This is a genomic window from Bradyrhizobium diazoefficiens USDA 110 (assembly GCF_000011365.1).
Taxonomy (GTDB): domain Bacteria; phylum Pseudomonadota; class Alphaproteobacteria; order Rhizobiales; family Xanthobacteraceae; genus Bradyrhizobium; species Bradyrhizobium diazoefficiens.
On the sequence record NC_004463.1, the window covers coordinates 2,115,177 to 2,137,876 of the forward strand.

Annotated in this window: 17 protein-coding genes and 5 pseudogenes; 13 read left to right on the top strand and 9 right to left on the bottom strand. The window is 59.8% G+C overall.

The features are described from left to right. Positions 1-195 precede the first annotated feature (195 nt). Together BJA_RS09675 and BJA_RS09680 are read left to right on the top strand one after the other, a co-directional pair. Positions 196-2,562: an LPS-assembly protein LptD gene (locus BJA_RS09675; protein WP_223153708.1), complete on the top strand. Its 2,367-nt coding sequence runs from the start codon at positions 196-198 to the stop codon at positions 2,560-2,562. Positions 2,563-2,579: 17 nt separating this feature from the next. Next, complete coding sequence (locus BJA_RS09680) at positions 2,580-2,771, top strand: hypothetical protein (RefSeq protein WP_014497849.1); 192 nt, start codon at positions 2,580-2,582, stop codon at positions 2,769-2,771. Between the two features lie 692 nt (positions 2,772-3,463). Here the strand turns inward: BJA_RS09680 and BJA_RS09690 are convergent. Beyond that, positions 3,464-4,810 carry an IS5-like element ISBj5_B family transposase gene (locus BJA_RS09690; RefSeq protein ID WP_011084757.1) on the bottom strand — a complete coding sequence of 449 codons (1,347 nt, stop codon included), beginning with the start codon at positions 4,808-4,810 and terminating at the stop codon, positions 3,464-3,466. A 277-nt stretch (positions 4,811-5,087) separates the two neighbouring features. On the opposite strand from BJA_RS09690, the gene BJA_RS09695 reads away from it, so the two are divergent. Further along, positions 5,088-5,510: a reverse transcriptase domain-containing protein gene (locus BJA_RS09695; RefSeq protein WP_236842260.1), complete on the top strand. Its 423-nt coding sequence runs from the start codon at positions 5,088-5,090 to the stop codon at positions 5,508-5,510. Here the strand turns inward: BJA_RS09695 and BJA_RS09700 are convergent. Together BJA_RS09700 and BJA_RS09705 are read right to left on the bottom strand one after the other, a co-directional pair. Then, a complete protein-coding gene (locus BJA_RS09700; RefSeq protein ID WP_011084759.1) occupies positions 5,400-7,157 on the bottom strand; it encodes a recombinase family protein in 1,758 nt (585 codons plus the stop codon). The genes BJA_RS09695 and BJA_RS09700 overlap by 111 nt on opposite strands. A 140-nt stretch (positions 7,158-7,297) precedes the next feature. Next, on the bottom strand, positions 7,298-7,552 hold the full coding sequence (locus BJA_RS09705) for a ribbon-helix-helix protein, CopG family (RefSeq protein WP_223153759.1): 255 nt from the start codon (positions 7,550-7,552) through the stop codon (positions 7,298-7,300). Here BJA_RS09705 and BJA_RS43595 point away from each other — a divergent pair. After that, positions 7,438-8,358, top strand: coding sequence for a group II intron maturase-specific domain-containing protein (locus BJA_RS43595; protein WP_257784501.1), 921 nt, complete (start codon positions 7,438-7,440; stop codon positions 8,356-8,358). The two genes, BJA_RS09705 and BJA_RS43595, sit on opposite strands and share 115 nt — an antisense overlap. A gap of 243 nt (positions 8,359-8,601) precedes the next feature. On the opposite strand, the pseudogene BJA_RS42910 reads toward BJA_RS43595, so the two are convergent. Further along, positions 8,602-8,931 (bottom strand): annotated as a pseudogene (locus tag BJA_RS42910) (IS256 family transposase); the annotation flags it as partial. 293 nt (positions 8,932-9,224) lie between these two features. Between BJA_RS42910 and BJA_RS09715 the strand changes: the two are divergent. Beyond that, positions 9,225-9,962: a glycoside hydrolase family 12 protein gene (locus BJA_RS09715; protein WP_063921401.1), complete on the top strand. Its 738-nt coding sequence runs from the start codon at positions 9,225-9,227 to the stop codon at positions 9,960-9,962. A 695-nt stretch (positions 9,963-10,657) separates the two neighbouring features. Here the strand turns inward: BJA_RS09715 and BJA_RS09720 are convergent. Then, positions 10,658-10,864, bottom strand: a pseudogene (locus BJA_RS09720) (IS256 family transposase); the annotation flags it as partial. A 75-nt stretch (positions 10,865-10,939) separates the two neighbouring features. Here BJA_RS09720 and BJA_RS09725 point away from each other — a divergent pair. The 6 genes and pseudogenes from BJA_RS09725 to BJA_RS09750 all read left to right on the top strand — a co-directional run bounded on the left by BJA_RS09725 (position 10,940) and on the right by BJA_RS09750 (position 16,211). Continuing rightward, positions 10,940-11,110: a hypothetical protein gene (locus BJA_RS09725; RefSeq protein WP_162130978.1), complete on the top strand. Its 171-nt coding sequence runs from the start codon at positions 10,940-10,942 to the stop codon at positions 11,108-11,110. A 116-nt stretch (positions 11,111-11,226) separates the two neighbouring features. After that, positions 11,227-11,367, top strand: a complete 141-nt coding sequence (locus BJA_RS09730; RefSeq protein ID WP_154694111.1) for a hypothetical protein — start codon at positions 11,227-11,229, stop codon at positions 11,365-11,367. A 427-nt stretch (positions 11,368-11,794) separates the two neighbouring features. After that, positions 11,795-12,375, top strand: a pseudogene (locus BJA_RS09735) (IS6 family transposase); the annotation flags it as partial. A 776-nt stretch (positions 12,376-13,151) separates the two neighbouring features. Beyond that, positions 13,152-15,470 (top strand): S9 family peptidase, encoded by a 2,319-nt coding sequence (locus BJA_RS09740; RefSeq protein WP_011084771.1) that lies wholly within the window; start codon positions 13,152-13,154, stop codon positions 15,468-15,470. A 205-nt stretch (positions 15,471-15,675) separates the two neighbouring features. Continuing rightward, the gene (locus tag BJA_RS09745; RefSeq protein ID WP_011084772.1) at positions 15,676-15,975 is read left to right on the top strand and encodes a transposase; all 300 of its coding nucleotides are present in this window, start codon (positions 15,676-15,678) and stop codon (positions 15,973-15,975) included. Positions 15,976-15,983: 8 nt separating this feature from the next. Then, positions 15,984-16,211 carry an IS3 family transposase gene (locus tag BJA_RS09750; RefSeq protein WP_370091571.1) on the top strand — a complete coding sequence of 76 codons (228 nt, stop codon included), beginning with the start codon at positions 15,984-15,986 and terminating at the stop codon, positions 16,209-16,211. Positions 16,212-16,587: 376 nt separating this feature from the next. Here the strand turns inward: BJA_RS09750 and BJA_RS09755 are convergent. Next, positions 16,588-17,920, bottom strand: a pseudogene (locus BJA_RS09755) (IS5-like element ISBj2_B family transposase). A 392-nt stretch (positions 17,921-18,312) separates the two neighbouring features. On the opposite strand from BJA_RS09755, the gene BJA_RS09760 reads away from it, so the two are divergent. Both BJA_RS09760 and BJA_RS43985 read left to right on the top strand, forming a co-directional pair. Further along, positions 18,313-18,531 (top strand): hypothetical protein, encoded by a 219-nt coding sequence (locus tag BJA_RS09760; protein WP_223153707.1) that lies wholly within the window; start codon positions 18,313-18,315, stop codon positions 18,529-18,531. Positions 18,532-18,630: 99 nt separating this feature from the next. Beyond that, positions 18,631-18,755 (top strand): annotated as a pseudogene (locus BJA_RS43985) (aldehyde dehydrogenase family protein); the annotation flags it as partial. An 89-nt stretch (positions 18,756-18,844) separates the two neighbouring features. Here the strand turns inward: BJA_RS43985 and BJA_RS09765 are convergent. The 3 genes from BJA_RS09765 to BJA_RS09775 form a co-directional block, all read right to left on the bottom strand. After that, positions 18,845-20,824, bottom strand: a complete 1,980-nt coding sequence (locus BJA_RS09765) for a RiPP maturation radical SAM C-methyltransferase (protein ID WP_011084777.1) — start codon at positions 20,822-20,824, stop codon at positions 18,845-18,847. A 700-nt stretch (positions 20,825-21,524) separates the two neighbouring features. Further along, complete coding sequence (locus BJA_RS09770; protein WP_011084778.1) at positions 21,525-21,917, bottom strand: hypothetical protein; 393 nt, start codon at positions 21,915-21,917, stop codon at positions 21,525-21,527. Between the two features lie 46 nt (positions 21,918-21,963). Continuing rightward, entirely contained in the window at positions 21,964-22,431 is a 468-nt protein-coding gene (locus BJA_RS09775) for a hypothetical protein (RefSeq protein WP_026312699.1), read from the bottom strand. Positions 22,432-22,700 lie beyond the last annotated feature (269 nt).

Consider the following 22,700-nt stretch of genomic DNA (forward strand, 5'->3'; position numbering starts at 1 on the left):
GACGTCAAGTAAGTGTGAGTTCATGCAACTGGAGACTTCGGTCTGGCCGCCAGTCTGCGTTGGCCGCTTCATCAGATTGTTGGCCTTGCTGACCCGACGGAAAGGTTAGTGGCTGTGGCTGCGCATCGTCACAAACTGACTGCGGTTGCGCCAGGGCACGATCCGTGGCTCTTCACGTCGCTAGTCTGCGACTGCTTGCTTGCCATAGCCGTTGTCATCGCGACTGGTTTCGGCCCCGTCGTAAAGGCATCGGCGCAGAACGTCTCCTACAATACGCAGCCGCCGCGTCCGAAGCCGCCGAAGGCCGCCAACGACAACCAGATGCTGGTTCAGGCGACCGAGGTCGTCTACGACTACAATAATTCGCGGATCTCGGCGGTCGGTAACGTCCAGCTGTTCTACAACGGCACCAGCGTCGAGGCTAACAAGGTCGCCTACGACCAGAAGACCAAGCGGCTCCATGCCGAAGGCAACATCCGCATGACGGATGCCGAGGGCAAGATCACCTATGCCGAGACGATCGATCTGTCCGACGACTATCGCGACGGATTCGTCGGTTCGCTCCGGGTCGATACCGCCGACCGGACACGGATGGCCGCAACGCGCGCCGACCGTTCCAGCGGCAACTACACCGTGTTCGAGAACGGCGTCTACACGGCCTGCGCTCCGTGCAAGGACGATCCGAAGAAGCCACCGCTCTGGCAGGTCAAGGGTGCCCGCATCATCCACGACCAGCAGGAGAAGATGCTGTACTTCGAGACGGCGCAGCTCGAGTTCTTCGGCGTGCCGCTCGCTTACATGCCCTACTTCTCGACGCCCGACCCGACCGTGAAGCGCAAGTCCGGCTTCCTGATGCCGGGCTTCACCTCGAACACGGGCTACGGCTACGGCGTGGAGGTCCCGTTCTACTGGGCGATCGCGCCCGATATGGACGTGACCTTCAACCCGCGCATCACCTCCAGGCAGGGCGTGCTGTTCCAGGCGGAGTTCCGCCAGCGCCTGATGGGCGGCGCCTACCAGATCCGTGCTTACGGCATCGACCAGCTCGATCGCGGCGCCTTCGCCGGGCAGCCCGGCGACCGCCAGTGGCGCGGCGCCGTCGAGACCAAGGGTCAGTTCGCGCTGAACGACAAATGGGTCTGGGGTTGGGACGGCGTCGTGATGTCCGACTACTATTTCTTCTCGGACTACCGCCTGTCGCAGTACCGTGACCCGCTCGGTTCGTTCCTGAACCTGCCGACCGACGCGGTCTCGCAGCTCTATCTGACCGGCGCCGGCAATCGCAGCTTCTTCGACGCACGCACGATGTACTGGCGGAGCTTCTCGGGCAACCAGGACAAGGTCCCGATCGTCTACCCCGTGATCGACTACTCGAACGTGCTCAACTATCCGGTGTTCGGCGGCGAGTTCAGCTACAAGACCAACTCCGTCAACCTGTCGCGTGACAGCGCCGTGTTCGATCCGATCACCACGCTCGCCAACACCAACAGCCTGTGCACGACGGCGTCGGCCGATCCGCTCGCGCGCACGCCATCGCAGTGCCTGCTGCGCGGCTTCCCCGGCACCTATACCCGCCTGTCGGCGGAAGCGCAGTGGCGCAAATCCTTCACCGACCCGCTCGGCCAGATCTGGACGCCGTTCGCCGGCCTGCGCGCCGATGCAATCAACTCCTCGGTCTCGAACCAGCCGGGCGTGTCGAACTACCTACCGGTCGGCGACACCCAGGCATTCCGCCTGATGCCGACGGTCGGCCTCGAATACCGCTATCCCTTCATCAACGTTCAGCCCTGGGGCTCGACCACCGTCGAGCCGATCGCGCAGATCATCATCCGCCCGAACGAGACTTATGCCGGCAAGTTTCCCAACGAGGATGCGCAGAGTTTTGTATTCGAAACGTCGAACCTGTTCAGCGTCGACAAGTTCTCCGGTTACGACCGCGTCGAGGGCGGCGGCCGCGCCAATGTCGGCGTGCAGGCCACCACGCAGTTCGACAAGGGCGGCGCGGCCAAGGTGCTGTTCGGCCAGTCCTACCAGCTGTTCGGCATGAACTCCTACGCGGTCCGGGACTCCATCAACACGGGCCTCGATTCCGGTCTCGACAAGCCCCGCTCCGACTACGTGGCGAGTATCGACTACTCGCCCAACCGCACCTACACCTTCAGCGTCCGCTCCCGCATGGACGAGCAGACCTGGAACGTCCAGCGTTTCGAGGCCGAAGGCCGCGCCAACTTCGATCGCTGGTCGATCAGCGTGATGTACGGCAACTACGCGGCACAGCCGGAGCTCGGCTATCTGACCCGCCGCGAAGGCATCCTCACCACCGGCTCGCTGAAGGTCGCGACCAACTGGGTGGTCACGGGCTCGGCGCGCTGGGACCTCGAGGCCAACGAGATCAACCAGTATGTGGTCGGTGCCGGCTATGTCGACGATTGCTTGGTGCTGGGATTGAACTATCTGAAATCCTACAATTATACGGTAGGCGGCGTGCCCCCCGTCTTGAATGAGACCTACATGCTAAGTATAGGTCTACGAACATTCGGGACGATCGCAATCGGCTTCTGAGGCACGGATAGCGGCGCATGCGGGTCACGTCGGGGGACGTCACCACCACGACCGAGGCGCGCAATAGCGGGCAGGCGGTCACGGCTGTGCTGGGAAAGCTCGAGTTCGACGAACGCGCAGAACTGTTCCACTTCAGCCATGTCGGTTTTGGGCGCGCGAGATCGCGGCTTTGGGTCATGACGTCAAACTGCTGCTACCTCAATATGTGAAGCCATTCGGTCCGCCCCGACGGCGCGTATTACCAGTGGAGGAAGGATCCACCCAGAGAGTTGTCGATTGATCTGGTAGCTGACGAGCGGTTTGGACGAGCAATCGGACGGATCGAAGCCTCGTGACAAAGGTCGCTTTAGGCGGCCGAGCAATCCAGCGGGCCGTAACGTGAGTGAAGCCTGAGCACGCCTCGAAAGTTACGATGTGAATGCCGACCCGATCGTATGGCGGGGAAGGCCGTGCGGACAGGGAAGCAATCGACGCACGCACCTGTCTGGTTCACCGGGGTAATGGGCACGGCACGTTGGAAAGGTAGTACGGGTAATCGGGGGAGACCCGTCTTGGTCGAAGGTCGCGCCTTCAGCATTGAGTAGTCGATGGACCGGACGGGAGTCGGACAGGGTCAAAGGTACCGATGAAACCGGGTAATTCCGGCGGAGGAAAGGACCCTGACTTCAGGTGCGCTTTTGAAGATGGCGAGGGAAAGGGTAGATTGGCGATGAGCCTTGAAACGCCCGATAAGATCAGGAGCCTTCAGAGAAAGAAAGCTTTATTGTAAGGCGAAGGCGGAGCCTGCCTTCCGCTTCTACGTGCTGTACGACAAGATCTGCCGCGAGGACATTCTGAGCCATGCCTACAAGCTGGCCCGCGCCAACGCGGGTGCGCCGGGAGTGGACGGAATAGTCGTCCGTTAAGAAGCCGGATTGATCGAGGCTGGCCGGGCGAGCGTGCGCCATAGCTGGGCCAGGAACAGGCACAAGAGATATCTCAGCCAGGCGAGGATGCGGCGGAAGTTGTGTCCGACGGCTGAGAGGACGACGTTGGCGGCATCGCCGGCGCGGCCTTTGAGGTAGCAGCGCCCGAGGTGGCCTTCCGCCTTCAGGTGTCCGATGATGGGCTCGATGGCGGAGCGGCGGCGCAGCTCGCGCTTGATGACACCGAAAACGCCGCGCTTCTGGCCGGAGATGAAGACGCGACGGGGATTTTGTGCGTCGTGGCCGCGGTATCCCTTGTCGACATAGGCCCGCTCGATCGGACAGCCGGTGAGTGTCTCGGTGCGGTCAATGACGTCCCGCAAGGTGTGACCGTCGTAGGGGTTGTCGGGCAGTGCGCTGGCGTGCAGCACGAACAGGCCACCGGGAGCCCGGCGGTTGTTGGTGACGATGGAGGCCTTCACGCCGAACTCGTAAGGCGCGCTGGCCTTGCCCTTGCCGATGCACTCCACTTCCGGGGCATGGAAGGAATAGAGCTTCCAGCCGCGCTGGCGCTGCTGCTGCGAGCGGATCTGCGTGGCCCGGCCGAGCGGGAGGGCGAACGCCTGCTCCAGTGCTGGCTGGCCTTCGATCTTGCGGCGGATGTCGCGGATGATCCGGCCCAGCCGGCTACGCAGGATACGCAACTGCCGCTGATGCCGCCTGAACTGTTTGGCATGGGCGTAGCGGCCGGCCATCATCGCGGCGGCCTTGGCGATGCGAGCATAGGATTGCCGCAGCCTGACGCCGTGCCTGATCGCCAGGCGGTTGAGCCCCTTGATGGCCGCATGCAGCAGCTTGGCATCGGTCGGAAAGGTGATGGCCTTCGGCTGCACCGTGGTGTCGACCGTAACCCGCTTGAGGTCCTGGCTGCGTAATGCACCGGCCTCGTGCGCTACCCGCAAGCTCTCGGCCAGCAGCAACTCCAGCTTGTCGCCAAGCCGCTTGCGCCAATGGCTCAGGTCCGAGCGCTCGTGCGGGAACGTGTGCTGAAAGAACTCTTCCCCGGTGAAGAACTGGAAGTATGGGTCATGGACCCAGCGCTCGCACACCTCCTCATCGGACAGCCCGTAAATGTGCTTGAGCAACAGCAGACCGATCATGAAGCGCGTCTCGATCCCGGGCCTGCCGTTCTCGCTGTAGAGCGGCGCGATCTCGCCGTCGATCCAGTCCCAATCGACCTTGCCGGCGAGCAGAACCAGCTCGTGCTTCATATTGATGATCTGGTCGAGCCGAGCCCGGAACAGATCGTTCGATCCCGTCGTCTTGTGCTTCTTCGGCCGCATCGTTCCCTCCGATGCAGACAAGGAATCATGCTTCCCGCTTCGAGGGAATCCACGAAAACCAAATCGCAAGGTTCTGACGCCCAAAGCATCAAAACCTTGCAATCTGGAAATGCCCCTTAGCCCAAATCGAGATTCCCGATCAGTGGCTTAGTCCTTCTTCACGGACGACGGAATAACTTTCGAACAGATCGACGCGTCGGGACTCGAAGCATGGTTGGCTGGCCTGCGCGATGAACTCGTCACGAAGACCTATCGGCCCGATCCGGTGCGGCGGGTGATGATCCCGAAGCCCGGCGGCGGCGAACGTCCGCTCGGTATCCCAACAATCCGGGACCGGGTCGTCCAAGCTGCTGCAAAGATCGTGCTGGAACCGATCTTCGAGGCGGATTTTGAGGACGGAGCTTATGGATATCGCCCGCGCCGCAACGCGGTCGATGCCGTCAAGGAAGTGCACCGGCTTATGTGCCGGGGCTACACAGATGTTGTTGACGCCGATTTGTCGAAATACTTCGACACGATACCGCACTCGGACCTCCTCAAATCGGTGGCCCGACGCATCGTCGACCGGAATGTGCTGCGGCTGATTAAGTTATGGCTGCGAGTACCGGTCGAGGAGCGGGATAGCAACGGGAAACGGCGCATGAGCGGCGGTAAGAGCAACAAGTGTGGCACGCCACAGGGGGGTGTCATGGTTCCCTGAACGCAAAAGATAACTTTGCGGTGGGGGAGCGGTCACGGAGCTATTGGCGGCGCCGGGCGCCTTTCCACCGGGAGGGGTGGGTGGGAGGGGGATGGAGTGGCGGATGACGATCTTGTCGTCGCCAACGAGGACTTCCTTCACGAGAAGGCGCAGCACGCGTTGGCGTTCGATTATATCGAGCGCGCCGACGGACGAGCGGAGGCGCTCGAGGAAGCTAGTCACGGATTCAGCGAGACGCAGACAAACCTCCTGCTCCTGCGATTGGTCTTCGATCGCCTGCAGCGCCGACAAGCAAGCCTGTTCGCGGCTACGCAAATCGGGCATGCGACTGCGCAGCTCTTCAAGTGAGAGAAGGCTCTCTTGATAGGCCGTGAGGAGACGCTCGATGCTTTTCCGGGAGCGCGCAAGATCGCGGCGAAGCGTTTCCTCCCGGCGCTGTGTGGGATCGGAGTTGCGCGCCGCCTTGAGCCGGCGCTCAAGTTCGTCTTCGATGAGCTGTCGGTCTTCAAGTAAACGCGCGATCTCTTTCCATACCACCTCGTCCAGCAAATCCTGGCGCGTCGGGCGACTGTCGCAGACCGGCCCGCCGAGCCGGCGCCAGCCATCCGAGCCCAAGCAGCGGTAGTAATGGATGGTTCGAGCGCTCGACCTGGTCGAGGTGCGATAGAGCCCATAGCCGCATTTGGCGCAGCTCAACAATCCTTGCAGGGCGCTCGGCGTGATCGTGCGTCGCGGGGCATGCTTCTTGTTGGCTTCCAAAAGCTCGTTCGCCAATGCGAAGGTCTCTTCGCTGATGATGGTCGGCACAGGGATTTCGATCCACTCTGTGCGAGGAAGCTCATGATTTGCGCTATTGCGAGGAGCGACGCCGCCGCGCAATCGCAACGGCCGCGTCACACGCATGCGCGGCGCGATCCGCGTCTTGCCAAAGCAGGCCGTTCCTTTATACGCGGGATTGCGCAGCATCGCCCAGACCGTCGAGCGCTCCCAGCGGCCTGTTTCTTTGGCTGTCGGAATCTGGCGCTCATTGAGCAGGCGCGTGATGGCGCCGATGCTGTGGCTTTTTGCGGTGTAAAGCTCGTAGACCCAGCGCACGATACCGGCCTGTCGCTCGTCGATCTCATAATAGGCGGCAGAGTGATCGGTCTTGCGCTTGTAGCGATAGCCAAACGGAGCGCCGGAAAGCACGCTCACTTGGCCTTGAAGGGCGCGATGGCGCTTCCCTCGCCGCGACCGTTCCAGGATTTGCGCGCGTTCATATTCGGCGATCATGCCCTGAAACTGCAGCAGCAGCTCGTCTTCCGGCGTCGCTGCCCGTCTCGAGCGAATGAACAAGACTTCGACGCCGGCGCGCGCGAACTCTTCGATAAGAAGGATTTGATGCGCATAGCGCCGGCTCAGCCGATCGGGAGCGTAGACGAGCACGGCTTGGATCCGCCCTTCTGCGGCGAGGTCGCGCAGTCGTTCAAGTCCGGGGCGCAACAAGCTCGCGCCGCTATAGCCGTCGTCTTCGATCACCCATTCCGCCGGCACGTCGCAGTTCTGCTCGCGCGCGAAAGCGATCAGCGCGCTCGTCTGACTGGCGATCGTGTTCTCCTCCTTCTGTTTGTCCGACGACACTCTGGCGTAAATCGCGGCGGTCTTCATCTTCGCCTCCCGTCACATCGGCGCCAGCGCGCGCGAAGCGCACCTGATCTGGAACGAGAATTTCGTAAACCTGTTCAAGTTTGACGGCGACGAGGCGATCGAACGCAAATTCGAGTCGAACGTCGCGTTTTTTTCGCCGCTCAGCCATCTTCGCGGACAGACGCGAGATAAGCGGCCACCGCTCGGCGCATCACCTCGCTTGCCGAAAGCCTGGAAGCCGTCGCATGCGTCTGGAGTTTTTGGGCAAGATCGGCCGGCATCTTCAGGGAGAGCGTCACTGATGGCTGCGGCGCGGGAAGGAGCCGCTCCCTGCTTTTGGCCACTTCGAGATAGCGATAGGCCTGCCGCAGCGACAAGCCGCTTTCGCGCGACAGCACCAAGGCCGCCTCCGCCATGCCGATTTTCTTCGCGAGCAAGCGTCGCGCCGCCCTCAGCCGCTCGGCTTTCTGCGCTTGCGTCGATCGAATCATATGACATAACGGTATTACCTTTTGCGTCTCAAATCAACAACGGCTCTATCACGCCAGCCGACGATGACGCGTTCAAAGCGGAAGTTATCTTTTGCGTTCAGGGAGCCATCAGTCCGCTGCTCTCCGTCATCTACATGAACCGGTTCCTGAAGCATTGGCGTCTCAGCGGTCGGTGTGAAGCATTCCATGGCCAGATTATCTCCTATGCCGACGACTTCGTCATTCTCAGCCGCGGCCACGCGGAAGACGCATTGACGTGGACGAAAGCGGTGATGACCAAGCTTGGGCTGACACTCAACGAGACTAAAACCTCGGTGAAGAATGCCCGATTGGAAAGCTTTGACTTCCTTGGGTACACGCTCGGACCCCGCCACTTCCGCAATGGGGGGCGGTGGTATCTTGGCGCGGCTCCGTCGAAGAAAAGCGTGCTGCGGATCAAGAGGAAGGTCAGCGAACTGCTGACGCCGGGCAACAAGGGCGCTTGGCCCGAAGTACAAGCACGACTGAACCGCCTTCTGCGCGGCTGGTCCGCTTACTTCAGCTATGGCTCGCTTGCTACGGCTCATCAGGCCGTTGATCGACACGTCTTTGACCGCGTGCTCGCCTTTCTGCGCAGACGACATAAGACGCCAGGACGTGGCGTCAGACGGTTCTCTGATCAGATCTATGGGAACCCTGGCGTACTTGTGCTGAACCGCGTGCGCAAAGTGTCGCCGACGTGCGCCTTGTGACGAAACCTGTCGGAAAGCCGGATGCGGGAAAACCGCACGTCCGGTTTGATGAGCGGGGAGAGGAAACGGAACGCGCAACAAGCGCATCACCGCGCCTCTCCTCGACTCTACTCAAGCGCGGGAAGACTGATGCTGCCGACGCAGAGGCGATCAGCGAAGCTGTCGCGCGCAATACCATGCGCTTCGTCCCGGTTCGTCGAACACTGCAATCACGTCCGCTATCATGAGAGCATCGACAACCTCACTCCTGTCGATGTCTACTTCGGCAGGGCTGAGGCGATCCTTGCAAGCCCGCAGCAATTGGCTCTTCCATTCGGTCGTCCCCCATCGCGGGTGTCAAGCCGCGCACGCGGGACCGCGATTTTAATCGACCCGAAGCTACCGGTCAGCGACCGCGGCTGGCTGCCGTGTCGATGCCCGTAACGGGGCGTTCCCTCATGGCCGGCCTTCATGCCGCGTCCGTAGCGCGGCCGCGCAAGGGCCGCATCGAGCTCGCTGCGGAGCAATTCCTCTAATGAGTTCCCGCGTTGGTTTCCGCACCGCCGTTTCAACCGGATCGAACCAATTTCGAAAAGCTGCGGAGCCGTCTCTCTTTCACACGGCGGGGAAATGCATCTTTGTGACATTGCTGGTCATGGCATGGTCTCCGATCCGGCGCTCCAAACGGCGGATGATTCGAGGTTGATCACCTCAGAGACTACGCCGCTTTCAATTCCAACCAATCCTGCGGCGGGACCCTGTCTGAAATCCGCCAGCCTGTCGGGAACGCAACCCGGAGCGCGAGAAAAATAGCACGTCTGGCTCTGCGCATAATGGCCCAACTCTTGCGAGGGGCGAGCGGGCAAAGGTCAGGTTGGAGATTGAGAATGGCGAGCGTGTCAAAGCTAAAGGTGTTTGCGGCCCTGAGTGCGGCCAGTGTTGCGCTTGTGCCAATATCGGCAAAAGCTCCGATATGGAGTTCGAGCGCTCAATACGGGAGCTTTTCAATCGATGGCTACAGTTGGAACAACGACGTATGGGGCAGGGGCGCAGGACCCCAGACTATCTCGGTGAGTGCTGTCAACCAGTGGGGGGTGTGGTCGAACCAGCCTGATACTGGTGGCATCAAGAGCTATCCCCACGAGGGTTTCAATGTCGGCAAACCGCTCAGTTCGATCAACACTCTGATCTCGAACTTCAATCAGGAAGTTCCGACTAGCGGCGCCTGGGACGTCGCCTACGATATCTGGGATAGCTCAAATCAGTATGAGATAATGCTCTGGACGAATTACACCGGCAATCCCGATGGTGGCGGCAACGTCAAGCCCATTTCTTACAAGTACGCTTCTTCCGGGCCGGCGATACCGATCTACACAAATGTCGATGTAGGCGGAGCGACTTGGAACGTGTTTCAAGGAGAAAATCACCATAAGGTCATCTCATTCCTGCGCACTTCGAAGACCAACAGTGGGACGGTGGATATCAAGAGTGTCCTGCAGTGGATCAAGTCTAAAGGGTACTTTGGGGAGATAAACGTCGGCAACGTCCAATACGGCGTTGAGATCACCTCCTCTCCAGGTGGGATGAACTTCAACTTCAATAATTGGACCCTGACATCGAGGTGAGTACCCACGGTCGGTGAGGTGAAGTGGCCTCGGATTTTGGACCGGCGGCTCAGATGGTGCGGATGCCGTTTTGTTTTGATAAACGGAGACCATGAAGAAGAACGAGACGGAAAATCGAAGCAGCGCTGAAGGCAAAGATCGCCTTGGAGCCGCTGCGAGAACAATCAAAGGTGACGGATCTGGCGCTACCAGCGGTGGAGAGAAAATTACGTGAGGCAACAACTCAGTTCAGGAACATTTTCGGCCAGGCAATGCGACAGCTCCCTAGCAAACATGTGGAGCTGATCGCACCGGACGAAAATCGATTCGCACAATGCTCACGCTGCGTGGGCAGCCCGTCGGGGGCTGGGTGGTTTGTTGCGGGGGCGACGTCGAGAAGTGGACTCTTCGCCTAGTCGCCCTCGATCTTCGTTCGCAATCCCCCGAGGAGAGAAACATGTCGTGGGACGACCAGCAATTCTAACGGACGAAAGCTGTGCCGCCGCTCCTACCTTGCAGTGCGCCCGTTTTTCACAAGCTCAAAGAAATAGCGAGCGAAATACGCAATTTTGGATTTTCGCATCACCACCGAACTTTCGGCACTGTTCTTGAAACGGGCCATTCCGCACCTCGCCGAGTTGGGTGAGAACGATCAATGCCCGCTGCGCGACCTTTCGTGAGCGAAGGTAGCGGGAGATGTCCCGATCGCTGTTGAGCGCCGCGCTCGTGACGTGGGCAACGGGCTTGATCGTCATGCGATCGTGGTGAGCTTGAAGGGCCGCACGCAGAACCGACGATTTCTTATGCGCCTTCAATCATCGGAAACCCTTGTTGGCCTCGATCATGCCGGCCGCGACCCATCGCAAGGTCATACCGGCATCCCGCCGGCGTTTGACGTTGCGCGTGACCCGGCGAATGGTGCCCTGAAATGGACCCCGGTTTTGGGACGAGAGGCCAGGTTGGAAAAGGGCCGCTCCGTTTGATCGACGGAGGGCATGATGACGAAGAAGACGCGACGGAAGATCGACGCGGTGTTGAAGGCAAAGATCGCACTGGAAGCGGTGCGGGAGCAGGCGACGGCTGCCGATCTGGCCCAGCGCTATGAGGTTCACCGAACCAGATCTATGCTTGGAAGAAGCAGCTGCTGGACCAGGCGGCCCGGCTTTTGACGTGGGTGTCGGGCGCGAGAGCGAAGGAAACGCGCGAACGCGAGATCGAGAAGCTGCACGCCAAGATCGGACAAACTGACGGTCGAGCGCGAGTTTTTAGCGCGGAGGTCCGGAAGATGAGCACGCCGGACCGTCGAGGAATGCTCGAGCGCGTCGACCAGGCGCTGTCGATCCGTCGGCAATGCATGTTGCTCGGCATCGCCCGTTCTAGCGTCTACCGGCCGCTACAGCCGGCCAATTCAACGACCTTGCCCTGATGCAGCGGATCGACGAGCTGATCACCGCCTGGCCATTCCTGGGCTCGCGGCGAATGACCGCGATGCTGAGGCTGAGGGGCTTGCGGTCAATCGCAAGCGCGTGCAACAGTTGATGCGCAAGATGGGCATCGCCGCGCTGGGACCGAAGCCGAACACGACAAAGCCGGCGCCGGGCCACAAGATCTCTGTCCCGATCTGCTGCGCAACATGAACGATCGACCGGCCGAACCAGGTGTGGGCGGCCGACATCACGTATCTGCCCATCGGCCGCGGCTTTCTCTATCTCGTCGCCATCATCGACTGAGCGAGCCGTGCGGTTCTGGCGTGGCGGCTGTCGAATACGATGGACGTCTCGTTCTGCGTGGCGGCTCTGGACGAGGCGCGGCGACGTACGGCACGCCGGAGATTTACAACACCGACCATGGCAAAGGCGTTCTCCGATCGCATCCGCCAGCGCGCTTCCGCTCGCGGTTACAAATGGCATCTGGACGAGGTCGTTATTTCGATCGCGGGCGAACAACATTGGCTCTGGCGCGCTGTCGACCAGAATGGCTTCGTTCTCGACGTCTTGATCCAGCCCCGAAGAGACTCGCGCGCTGCGCAGCGGCTCATGAAGAAGCGCTTGAATCCGCCGGCACGCCGCTGCGCGTGATGATCACGGACAAGCTCCGTTCGTACGGCGCTGCGAGGGCGAGCATGGGCTTTCACGTCGGACATCGCCCGCACAAAACTCTCAACAATCGCGCCGAGAATTCTCATCGGCAGACGCGGCGACGCGAGCGGATCATGAAGCGTTTCAAAGCGCCCCATCAGGCTCAACGGTTTTAGTCAGTTCACGATCAGGTCGCGAACGTTTCCGCATCCCCTATCTCGGAGCTGTCGCCGCCGACCTCCGTCGTGCTTCGCGCGAACGAGCCTTTGCGACTTGGCGCGAAATCTCCGCGACAAGCGCTATCGCCGAATCTCGGACCTTTGAAAATCGCCTCCTTCGTCTCGGCGGTCGATTAAGTTGACGATGCCATCCATGCGTCGCCCACACGTTCTTCCTTGGCCTTCTTGCATCATGGCCGACGAAGACCGAGATGCAGCCCGCAAAGCTGATCGGCCGCTACGGCAGGACGTTCTGGTGTGTTCGAGGTCAGACATACGGCTTGCCTCAACAATCGCTAGCCTTGTCGCGTAAGCGACATAGCTATCGGAAGCCGTCGGGAATGCGCATCGCTTCGCTGGCATGGAGTCTGCTCACCACCAGGGGCGTAGAAGCGACGCCACGACATCGAACGTCGTTGCGGATGGCGCGCACATGTGTTGTTCGTGAGGTGATATGCGACCTGGAGTTCTTATACGGGGCGCGGCAGCAGTTACGCTTGCCGCTTGCGGTGGCGCGAATTCGGCGGATCTCGATCCAGCGGTGAAGGTTTCATCCGACACTGTGGAGCTGGACCGGGAATTATATTGGCGTGCACGGCGGTGGCGGCTATGCCGGACATCTTCAGTGACCCCTAGGCCCATCTATCTATGGCGACGTCGTCCATACCCCTGCATCCCTGGCCGGGGGCCAGAGCGGTGATCACAGCTTTAGACCGTGCCGCCCAGTCGCCCACTCAGGTGTCTGGGAGATCGGAGCCTGATTCTGGCCCAAGACTTGCGTGCAACGTTTAGGACGCTTTGTGCGCAAGGGTCAGTGCTGGGCTTTGGAGGAGACACTGAACGCAGCTGCGCCAATTTCGTGAGGTCAACCCCAGCCTCCGTTATCCCCACACAACGAGGACGAGTGAACGATCATGTACAAGCTCGGCGCTTTCATGCTTGCGCTGCTGGGTCAGCAGGGATTGGCAGCCGCGCAGGCTCCGGCCGACAACATTGCAAAGCCGCTGCTGGTGCCGTCCGATTACGAGCGAGCGCTAACGATCGGCGCTCAATATAACCAGCTCACTGTCAATATGCCCGACGTTCCGTTCTGGCTCGCAGAGGGCGAAGCGTTCGTCTACCGACGGACGACTCAAGGCAAGCACCAGTTCATGCAGGTCGATGCTGCCACTGGCGGAAAGCAGCCGGCTTTTGATCATACCCGCCTCGCGGCGGCGCTGGCCAGGGCAAGCCTCGAGAACTATAAGGCCGACAATCTGCCGTTCGACCGTTTCGAGCTGGCCGACGATGCTCGCATGATCACCTTCAACATCGACAACACCCGGTGGACATGCGACCTCGTAAGCTATGGCTGCACAGCCAATGCCATGCACCCGGACGTCCATCAACAGATGGGCTATGACCCCACTCCGCCCGCGGAGAACGATCCGGAGAACACAAGCATATCCCCTGACGGCAAATGGTTGGCCTATACTACAAAATACAATATCTTCCTGCGCAGCGAGGACGGCTTGCAGGACATCCCTTTGACCTGGGACGGATCGGAAGGCAACTACTATGCTTTCTCGACGCTAAGATGGTCTCCAGATTCGCGTCACCTCGCGGCTTACCGCATCCGTCCAGGCCACAAACGTCAGATCCACTACATCGAATCGTCCCCGACGGACGAGCTTCAACCTAGATATTCGACGATGACGTATCCGAAGCCGGGTGATGCCTTGCCGCTGCTCCAGCCGGTGCTGTTTGACATCATCATGCAGAGCAAGATTGAAATCGACAATGCTTCCTTTCCAAATCCCTACCACCTTTCGCCGATCAAGTGGTGGAAGGATGGTCGCGGGTTCACCTTCGAGTATAATCAGCGCGGGCACCAACTCTATCGACTTGTCGAGGTGGAAGCTGCTGCGGGTAAGGTGCGCTCTCTGATTGATGAGCGCAGCATTACCTTCATCGATTACCAGCCTCTGGTGATGGACCAGCAGAAAACTGGAAAGTTCTTCCGCTACGACGTTGAGGACGGAAAGGAGATCATCTGGGCGTCCGAGCGCGATGGATACGAGCATCTGTACCTCTTCGATGGCCGAACCGGCGAGCTCAAAAACCAGATCACTAGAGGAGATTGGGTGGTTCGCGCGGTCTACTACGTCGATCCGGTCAAGCGCCAGATTTGGTTTGGTGCGAGCGGGAGGGACAAAGGGGAAGATCCCTATTTTGTCCATGCTTACCGTGTCGACTTCGATGGGAACGGACTGACCGCGCTCACTCCTGAACCGGCCAACCATCACATTGAGTTTTCGCCTAACGGCCGCTACTATGTCGACCTGTGGTCACGCATCGATGTCCCGCCGCGCTTGGCGCTGTATCGCGCCAGTGATAATGCCGAGCTGATGCAGGTTGAGAGCGCCGATATCTCGGAACTCATCGCCTCCGGCTGGCAGCCGCCCCTCAGCTTCCATGCCAAGGGCCGGGACGGCGAGACCGATATATGGGGGGTTATTCACAAGCCCCTCAACTTCGATCGAAACAAGAGATACCCGGTGGTGGAAAACATCTATGCCGGCCCTACGGGTTCTTTCGTTCCGAAGTCGTTCTCGGCCTTGGTTGAGCCGCTCACCCAAATGGGGTTTATCGTCGTTCAGATCGATGGAATGGGTACGAACAATCGCTCGCGCGCGTTCCACGACATTGCCTGGAAGAATTTAAAGGACGCCGGCTTTCCCGATCGGATTCTATGGCATAAGGCGGCGAGCGCGAAGTATTCATGGTACGATATTTCGAACGTCGGCATTTTTGGCGGGTCCGCCGGCGGGCAGAACGCGGTGAGCGCGCTGCTCTTCCATTCTGATTTTTACAAGGTGGCGGTGGCTAACAGCGGCTGTTACGACAACCGGATGGACAAGATATGGTGGAATGAACAGTGGATGGGTTGGCCGGTTGGTATCGAATATTCGCTGTCCTCCGCCATCGACAACGCCCACAGACTACAGGGTAAGTTGATGCTCGTTGTCGGCGAAATGGACCGCAATGTCGATCCGTCCTCTACCTTCCAGATGGCTGATCGGCTCATCAAGGCAGGAAAATACTTCGACATGCTTGTGGTACCCAGTGCAGATCACGGAGCGCCCGGCAATTATAGCGAGCTCAAGCTTCTGGACTTCTTCGTTCGCAATATTCTTGGGCAGATACCACCTAACTGGAACGCCCTACCGATTGAGCTGCTGAAACCCAATTAAGGGCCATGATTGCGCGAAGAGCTATCATCATTTAGGTCCAACGCCGTGGCGACTCGAACGAGCGCCCTCCGATTTCGCTTGTCTCTCAGCATTAGTAAGCAAAAGCACAGTCATCTATGACTCTTTGGGAGTTTTGGGACAGGCGCTGAACCTCCTCCGAATGAGTGGACACCTGTAGTAGGCTCATTGAGCCCGGAGGTGTCGAATGGAACGTCAACGTCGGTCATTTACCGAGGAGTACAAGCGCCAGGCCGTCGAGTTGGTGGTGTCCAGCCGTCGCACGGTCACGTCGGTGGCCAAGGAGCTCGGTCTGCGCGACTCGGTGCTGCGGCGCTGGGTCGACAAGCTCCGGCAGGAGCCGGCATCGGCGAGGTGGCGCCCCACCACGCAGGTGACGCCGATGTCGGCGGACCAGGCTTCGGAGATCGCCCGGCTGCGCCAGGAGACCGAACGAGCGCGACATTTTAAAAAACTGTCCAGAGCCGTTGCACGCTGCGCGGGTTAGAAACAGCCTTGTGCTATTCTCTGCGGCCGGGAGGGCAGCGGCCGTCAGCTTATTGGAGGCGCAATAGCTTCTTCCATACCTTGAAGACCGAACTCGTTCATCATCGCAACTACAAGACCCGCGCCGACGCCCAGCGTGATATCTTCGCCTTCATCGAGGGCTTCTATAACCGAACAAGGCTCCATTCCGCCGTGGGATATATCGCCCCGATCGAGATGGAGCTAAACGTCGCCTAAACCCGTCTAATTTTTTGGGGGAAGATCATACGGGACATTCACCGTTCAGCTGTTGCTGCCGCTAGCACCCCTGCCGGTTAAAACTCGACGGCGTTCTCAACATCGAACCAAGCATTGGGCCGAGGCTCGTCAGCTTCTCGGAAGCTAGCGCCCCATTCTGAGATCTCTGGACACTTGACCAACGCAATGCCTTCGAAGCGGCTCTTGGCTCGGCCGGTAAATTGCAAAGGTGAGTGTCGATTTCGCCGGGCTGTTGTTTTCGAGCGCGTCAATCAGCTTCTCGAACTGAACCCTCCGTAGCTCGCGCGGAGGATCCGAGCTTAGCTCGGAGGTTGAGAAACCTCTACGTTCTCCAATGAGCGTGGTGAGTCGATCGTTAATAAGCCGAATTGGGCTGAACTGGACAGTTGAGCGTTGGCCAGAGTGAGAGCAGGAAGAGGGACAAAAGGTCTCTGAGCCAAGCCAGGACACGGCGGAGGTTGTGGCCAACGGCCGAGAGGAGAACGTTAGCGGCATCTCCGGCGCGGCCTTTGAGATAGCAGCGGCCAAGGTGACCTTCGTTCTTCATGTGTCCGATGATGGGCTCGATGGCGGAACGGCGGCGTAGCTCGCGCTTGATGACGCCGAAGACGCCGCGCTTCTGGCCCGAGATGAAGACGCGGCGGGGATTTTGTGTGTCGTGGCCGCGATATCCCTTGTCGACATAGGCCCGTTCGATCGGGCAGCCGGTGAGGCTCTCGGTGCGCTCGATGACGTTGCGAAGGGTGTGACCGTCGTAGGGGTTGTCCGGCAGCGAGCAGGCGTGGAGCACGAACAAGCCGCCCGGAGCTCTTTGGTTGTTGGTGACGATGGAGGCCTTCACGCCGAACTCATAGGGCGGCGGCCTTGCCCTTGCCGATGCACTCGACCTCCGGAGCATGGAAGGAATACAACTTCCAGCCGCGCTGGCGCTGCTGCTGCGAGCCGATCTGGGTGGCTCGGCTCAGCGGCAGGGCGAATGCCCCCTCCAATGCGGCCTGGCCCTCGGTCTTGCGGCGAATGTCGCGGATGATCCGGCCCAGCCGGCTGCGCAGGATGCGCAGCTGTCGCTGATGCCGGTTGAATTGTTTGGCATGAGCGTAGCGGCCCGCCATCATCGCCGCGCTTTTGGCCACGCGAACATAGGATTGCCGGAGCCTGACCCCGTGCTTCCTCGCCAGGCGGTTCAACCCGCGGATCGCTGCATGCAGCAGCTTGGCGTCGGTCGGGAAGCTGATGGCCTTCGGTTGGACGGTCGTGTCGACCGTGACCCGCTTGAGGTCCTGGCTGCGCAACGCACCGCTCGCGTGCGCCACGCGAAGGCTCTCGGCCAACAACCGCTCCAGCTTGTCGCCGAGCCGCTTGCGCCAGTGGCTCAGGTCTGAGCGCTCATGCGGGAAAACGTGCTGGAAAAACTCTTCGCCGGTGAAGAACTGGAAGTACGGATCGTGGACCCAGCGCTCGCACACCCCCTCGTAGATGTGCTTGAGCAGCAGCAATCCGATCATGAAGCGGGTCGCGATACCCGGCCTGCCGTTGTCGCTGTAGAGCGGCGCGATCTCGCCGTCGATCCAGTCCCAATCGACCCTGCCGGCGAGCAGAACCAGCTCGTGTCGCATGTTGATGATCTGGTCCAGCCGGGACCGGAACAGATCGTTCGAGCCTGTCGTCCTGTGCTTCTTTGGTCGCATCGGTCCCTCCGATGCAGCACAGAATCACGGTTCGCAGCGGCAGGGAAATCCAAAATCGAAATTGCAGGTTTTTGCTGTGAAGCCCCAATCCCCTGCAATCTCAAATGCCGCCGCAACCGGAAAACAGACTCTCAATCAAGTGCTTGGAGGCTTGTTCACGGACAACTGGTGAGGATCAGAACAATCGAGCCATGGAACCTGACAGGCACTCCAAATCCAGCGTTGACCAGCCCGACGAGAAGCTTCGCGGCCGAGCGAGGCCCTGACCCTACGCGTCGGCATAGCAATCGTGGACCGGTTCATCATATCGTTTTACAGCTTAAGGGAGATGCAGTGAATCGTGAGGGGCTCTATTCTTCGATGTCCGCCGGATAAATTTGGAAATGCGGCAAATGATGATCGAGGACGATAAGGGGATTCGCCCCGGCATCGAAACGATGCGCGGGTTGCCTGCATTTTATGATGGTGCAGTCGTGACGACATCGTCGCTCACGAATGTAAGTCTATGTGTCGATCTGGACGCGGCGAAGCAGTTGGATCGATTACAGCCGATGATCGAACCGATAAACTACACGACGCTTTGGCAGCTGCAACCTGTGTCAAACAGTTGAAGTTCGATGCGGTTTCTCCTTTTCGCCCGATGAAGTAGTCTACGAAAATCGAGCGATGCAGTTCGTAGCGCATATTTAAGCTATCTAATGCGGAACGAACGCCGCATAAACTTCATCGGCTCCACTAGGGTTGGCGCGATTATCGCCGCCGCTTCGGCCAAATATCTCAAACCATATATGTTGGAGCTTTGGGCTCGACGCCGTTGATTGTGCTCAACGACGCGGGCGAAAAAAATGACAAGGCTGGCGCGAGCGCCAAGCAAAGGAGACAGGCGAGGGGTGTGGCCCTGCGAAGTGCACACCGCAGTTTTCCTTATTCGCGCGGGAGGGCCACTGGCGTGGAGCGTCGGTCGAGATAGCCACCAGGGAACGCAGTCAGGGGAAGGATTGGCGTATATGGATGCCATAACGCGAGCCCAACCAGCCGCGCGTCAAGCCGTACGATCAGTTTGCGGGCGATCATGTTAGCTATCGCCTCATCAATCTCGCCCTGCATTACATTCGCCGCGCCCGGCCGATCGCACAGGCGAGTTTCAGGCGAGCCTTCGTCCGCGGCCAGAAGAATTTCTCGCTCGAGGCCTCTGACGCGGTGTTCGCGCTCGATTGCTATGGCTCGCGTGTCCTCGACTATGATTTCGTCGCCGTTGTCCTGCATCGACAGCATAGAGAAAGTCGGCCCCCTCCAGGCTTTCAGCCAGGCATCGATGCCCTTGGCGACGGCATTTAGCCCCGGGCGGTTTTCGTCGCGCGGTGTGAAATGGCCGCCGACATCGTGGTCTTCGCTGTCTTCGAAGTAGTATACCTGTTCCGAGAGATCGCGCTCCGACAGCGGATACACGTAGCGATAGGGGGCGGCCGGGAGCAGCTTCAGTCCATGTTTCTCAGCTGTGTAATGATAGGGGCTGTAGCGCTGGTATCGCAAGCGTACCGCAGGTCCCGGCTGCAGATGATGCAGCAACGGCAACCAAGAGGCCATTTCCGCATACCATGCATCACACTCGCCGGGAAAGCCCCACAATAAACTCCAACTGACCCGCACGCCGTACTGACGGCACCACTTCAACAGCTGAACATTGTGCGCTGAGGTCGTTCCTTTGCGCATCAGCTTCAAAACACGAGTATCCAGGCTCTCAATACCCGGTTGAATCCAGCGGACGCCGGCGGCAGCCAGCTTTTCCACTTCGTGGCGCTTCAGGTTGGCTTTGACCTCAAAGAAGATCGCGAGCTTCTCGGGTAGCGCGGTGAGGTGAGGGAGCGCCTTTTCAAGGTAGTCAATGGCCATAATATTGTCTACAGCTTCGATGCGCGACGAGCCGTAGCGCGCCGACATCTCAATCATCTCCGCTGCGGCCTGCCCCGCGGGCTTCTGGCGGTAGGTCATCGATCCGCCGTTCAGCCCGCAAAACAGGCAATGACTGCGCTCGCCCCACCAGCAGCCGCGAGAGAACTCCATCGGCAGCCCAGCATGGATGCGGTCGGCGTAGAGCGACGCCTCAACCTCCGCAAAATAGTCCGAGAAATCCGGCAGCGGCAGGTCACGCATGTTCTCGATCACGGCGCGGGGCACTAAGTCGCGCGTCGACGCCGCGGGATAGCCGGCCTCGCGATGCGTCGGGCCGAAAACGCCAAATGGCAGGTCAGCAGGCGGGATGTCTCTGCCGCGATTTAGGATGTCCCAACACAGCGGGCCGATCAGTGCGTCGGCCTCGCCCGACACGACATAGTCGACCCATGGGAAACGCGCGTGAGTGCTGCGCCCCATTACCGACTCGCAGTTCGCTCCACCCATGAGGGTGACAAGATCAAGTGAGCGCTCGCTCAGCCGGCGCAGCAACGCGAGCGAGGGGACATGCTGGGTGAAGGTCGAGCTGCACCCGACCATAGCCGGCCGCTTCGCCAATATCTTGTCAGCCGTCCAGTCGATAAACCCGCCGATGAGCGAGCGCAGCCTAAGGAAATTCGCGCGACGCTCGGCCATACCTTTGCCTGCGTGTATCGGGTTGCGCTCGAAATAGAGGTCGAGGAAGGCGTTTTGTTCGGGTTCGAAGCCGGGAAAAGCAATGCCCGCGAACAGCCAATCAACCAGTGCCTCCTCTGGCGGGCAATTCTCAAGAGGTCCATAGTCGGCGATGCCTATGTATTCTAGAAACCAGATGTTGGCATATGCTATGGTGGATTGCAGTCCAGCCTGGGTCAGCGCTGATTTCAGCAGACCAAGCGCCAGTGACGGCCTTTCGACTGCCGACACAGGCATGTTGACTAGGACGATTGGCACAGCGATACTCATAATCATTCCACGTTATTCATGATGTGCGCACAGGTGCGTTCGCCATGCCATAGTCTCATGCGCCGGACGGCAAAGTGAATTCTGCGCGACTCCTGACCGGAGCCGTGAACATGAAGTCGCTAATTCGGCTAGTGGGCAGCCCGCTTCGAGCCACGATTTCCGCGTCACGTTCGTTGCCCGGCGACTGGACGGCATGAGCAAGCAGAGAGTGCTGGAGCCGAACGGGGAATAATTGCCTGCACGCGGCTCCGCTCTGGTATTTAGCGGCGCCACCCTCGAGTGAGACTCGCTGTTTTTCATCATTGATGAACGGACTGACGTCGTCATTCACATGGACCTATCAAAGTTTCAGGCGCGTCGTCGTCCGCTAGCAGGGATCACCGCCAGTGCAAGTTGCAGTGGCGCGCCACGAAAAGCCACGACCTCTCCGGAACCAGCGGCACCGTCGTCTGGCAGAACCATTTGATTGACCACTGGGCGGGGCAAGCCATTCTCGACTTAACCGCGTGCGTCCCAGTCGTGCACCGCTGATGCCCGAAATGAGGGCTTGGCTCGAAGCCGCAAGCGCGGAACCCCGCTGGTCTTCTTTTGTCACGCCGGTTGTGCACGCCACGAAGCCAGGGACCGTGGATGCGGAGCGGCATGTCATCGCGCTCAGCACTGCTGGATGGTGGGATGCTGCTGTCGCTTGAGGCTAAGTAGTGCCTCAATGCGAATCGGCACAATCTGCACCCGTATGGGAGGACGCGTGTTTGACTCCTTCGATGCGCCTCGTCGTCCAGTCACCGGTCTGCCAGATGAAGCAGTCGTCGAGGTCTTCTTCGATCAGCCCGGTCATGTACAACTGATCGAGCAAGTCGGCGACCCCAAGGAGGGTTGTTCCGTCAGCTGCGACCCGAATAACCAGCTCCGACATTGTGCAGTTGCCGTCCGCGATCAAAGGGCCAACGGAAATCGGGGCGATGTCGTCGAGCACGCGGTGTTCCATGTTGCGTGAGCGAAGATGAAAGCACCGGTTCCCTGCCTTATATTGCAGGTCCCTGCGGAAGCGGATCGGCAGGTCATGGGCTGGGCTCTCGAGCATATACTGTTCGATCATGCTCTGCAGCCCGCCCCGGAAACCGTCAGGCGTGCTGAAGAAGCGTTCACCCAGAATGCGGGTACCCGAGAGGCCAGCGATCGCTACCCGGCACCGGCGTCACCAGTCGTAAACGCCCCTGCCGCATATTTACGAGGAAGCCGGAAACGCAGGCGATCGTCGTGTGATTGCGTTCCAGAAAGGCGATTGCACCGTCCTTGTTAGCGCCCCTGCGCTTCTCCTTCCGCTCGCGCGCGCGCCCGACCATGGCCTTTGCTGTCTGCGCCTCCTTGCCCTGCAGGATGAGTTCGACTCCTAGCAACTCCTCAGGCGAAAAGGCCGTGTGAACCTGATTAAGATGGGCCCTGCTCAGCACGGAGAAACGATTCGTCGTCGTGCGATATAGATTGAAGAGCCCGAGCACGTGCCTGGTGAGTGCCGGATCCTTGAGTGGGGCTGCGGTTGTTGTTTGCGGTAACGCGCCCGTAATCTGATAGTAGTCGAACAGAAAGCGATCGTAGTGTGGGTTGTCCATAGGATCTGTGGCCCAGTAGCAGAAGCCCGTGCGGACTGCAGAACCAAACATTTCGCTCGCGACACCAACCACGCCCCGCCAAAGCGCTGCATGCTCTTTGCTATGTCGTAATAGCCTGTAAAGCGATCGGCCGAGAGGCCACAGAACCAACAACCGACGCTGCAGCCTTCGCTTAGCTCGAAAGCGATTATGGGGTGCGTGAGCGACGCCGCCGACACGCCCAATTGGTCATTGCAGCGCCGGATTTGCCGCTCGCGCCAAGCATGAAA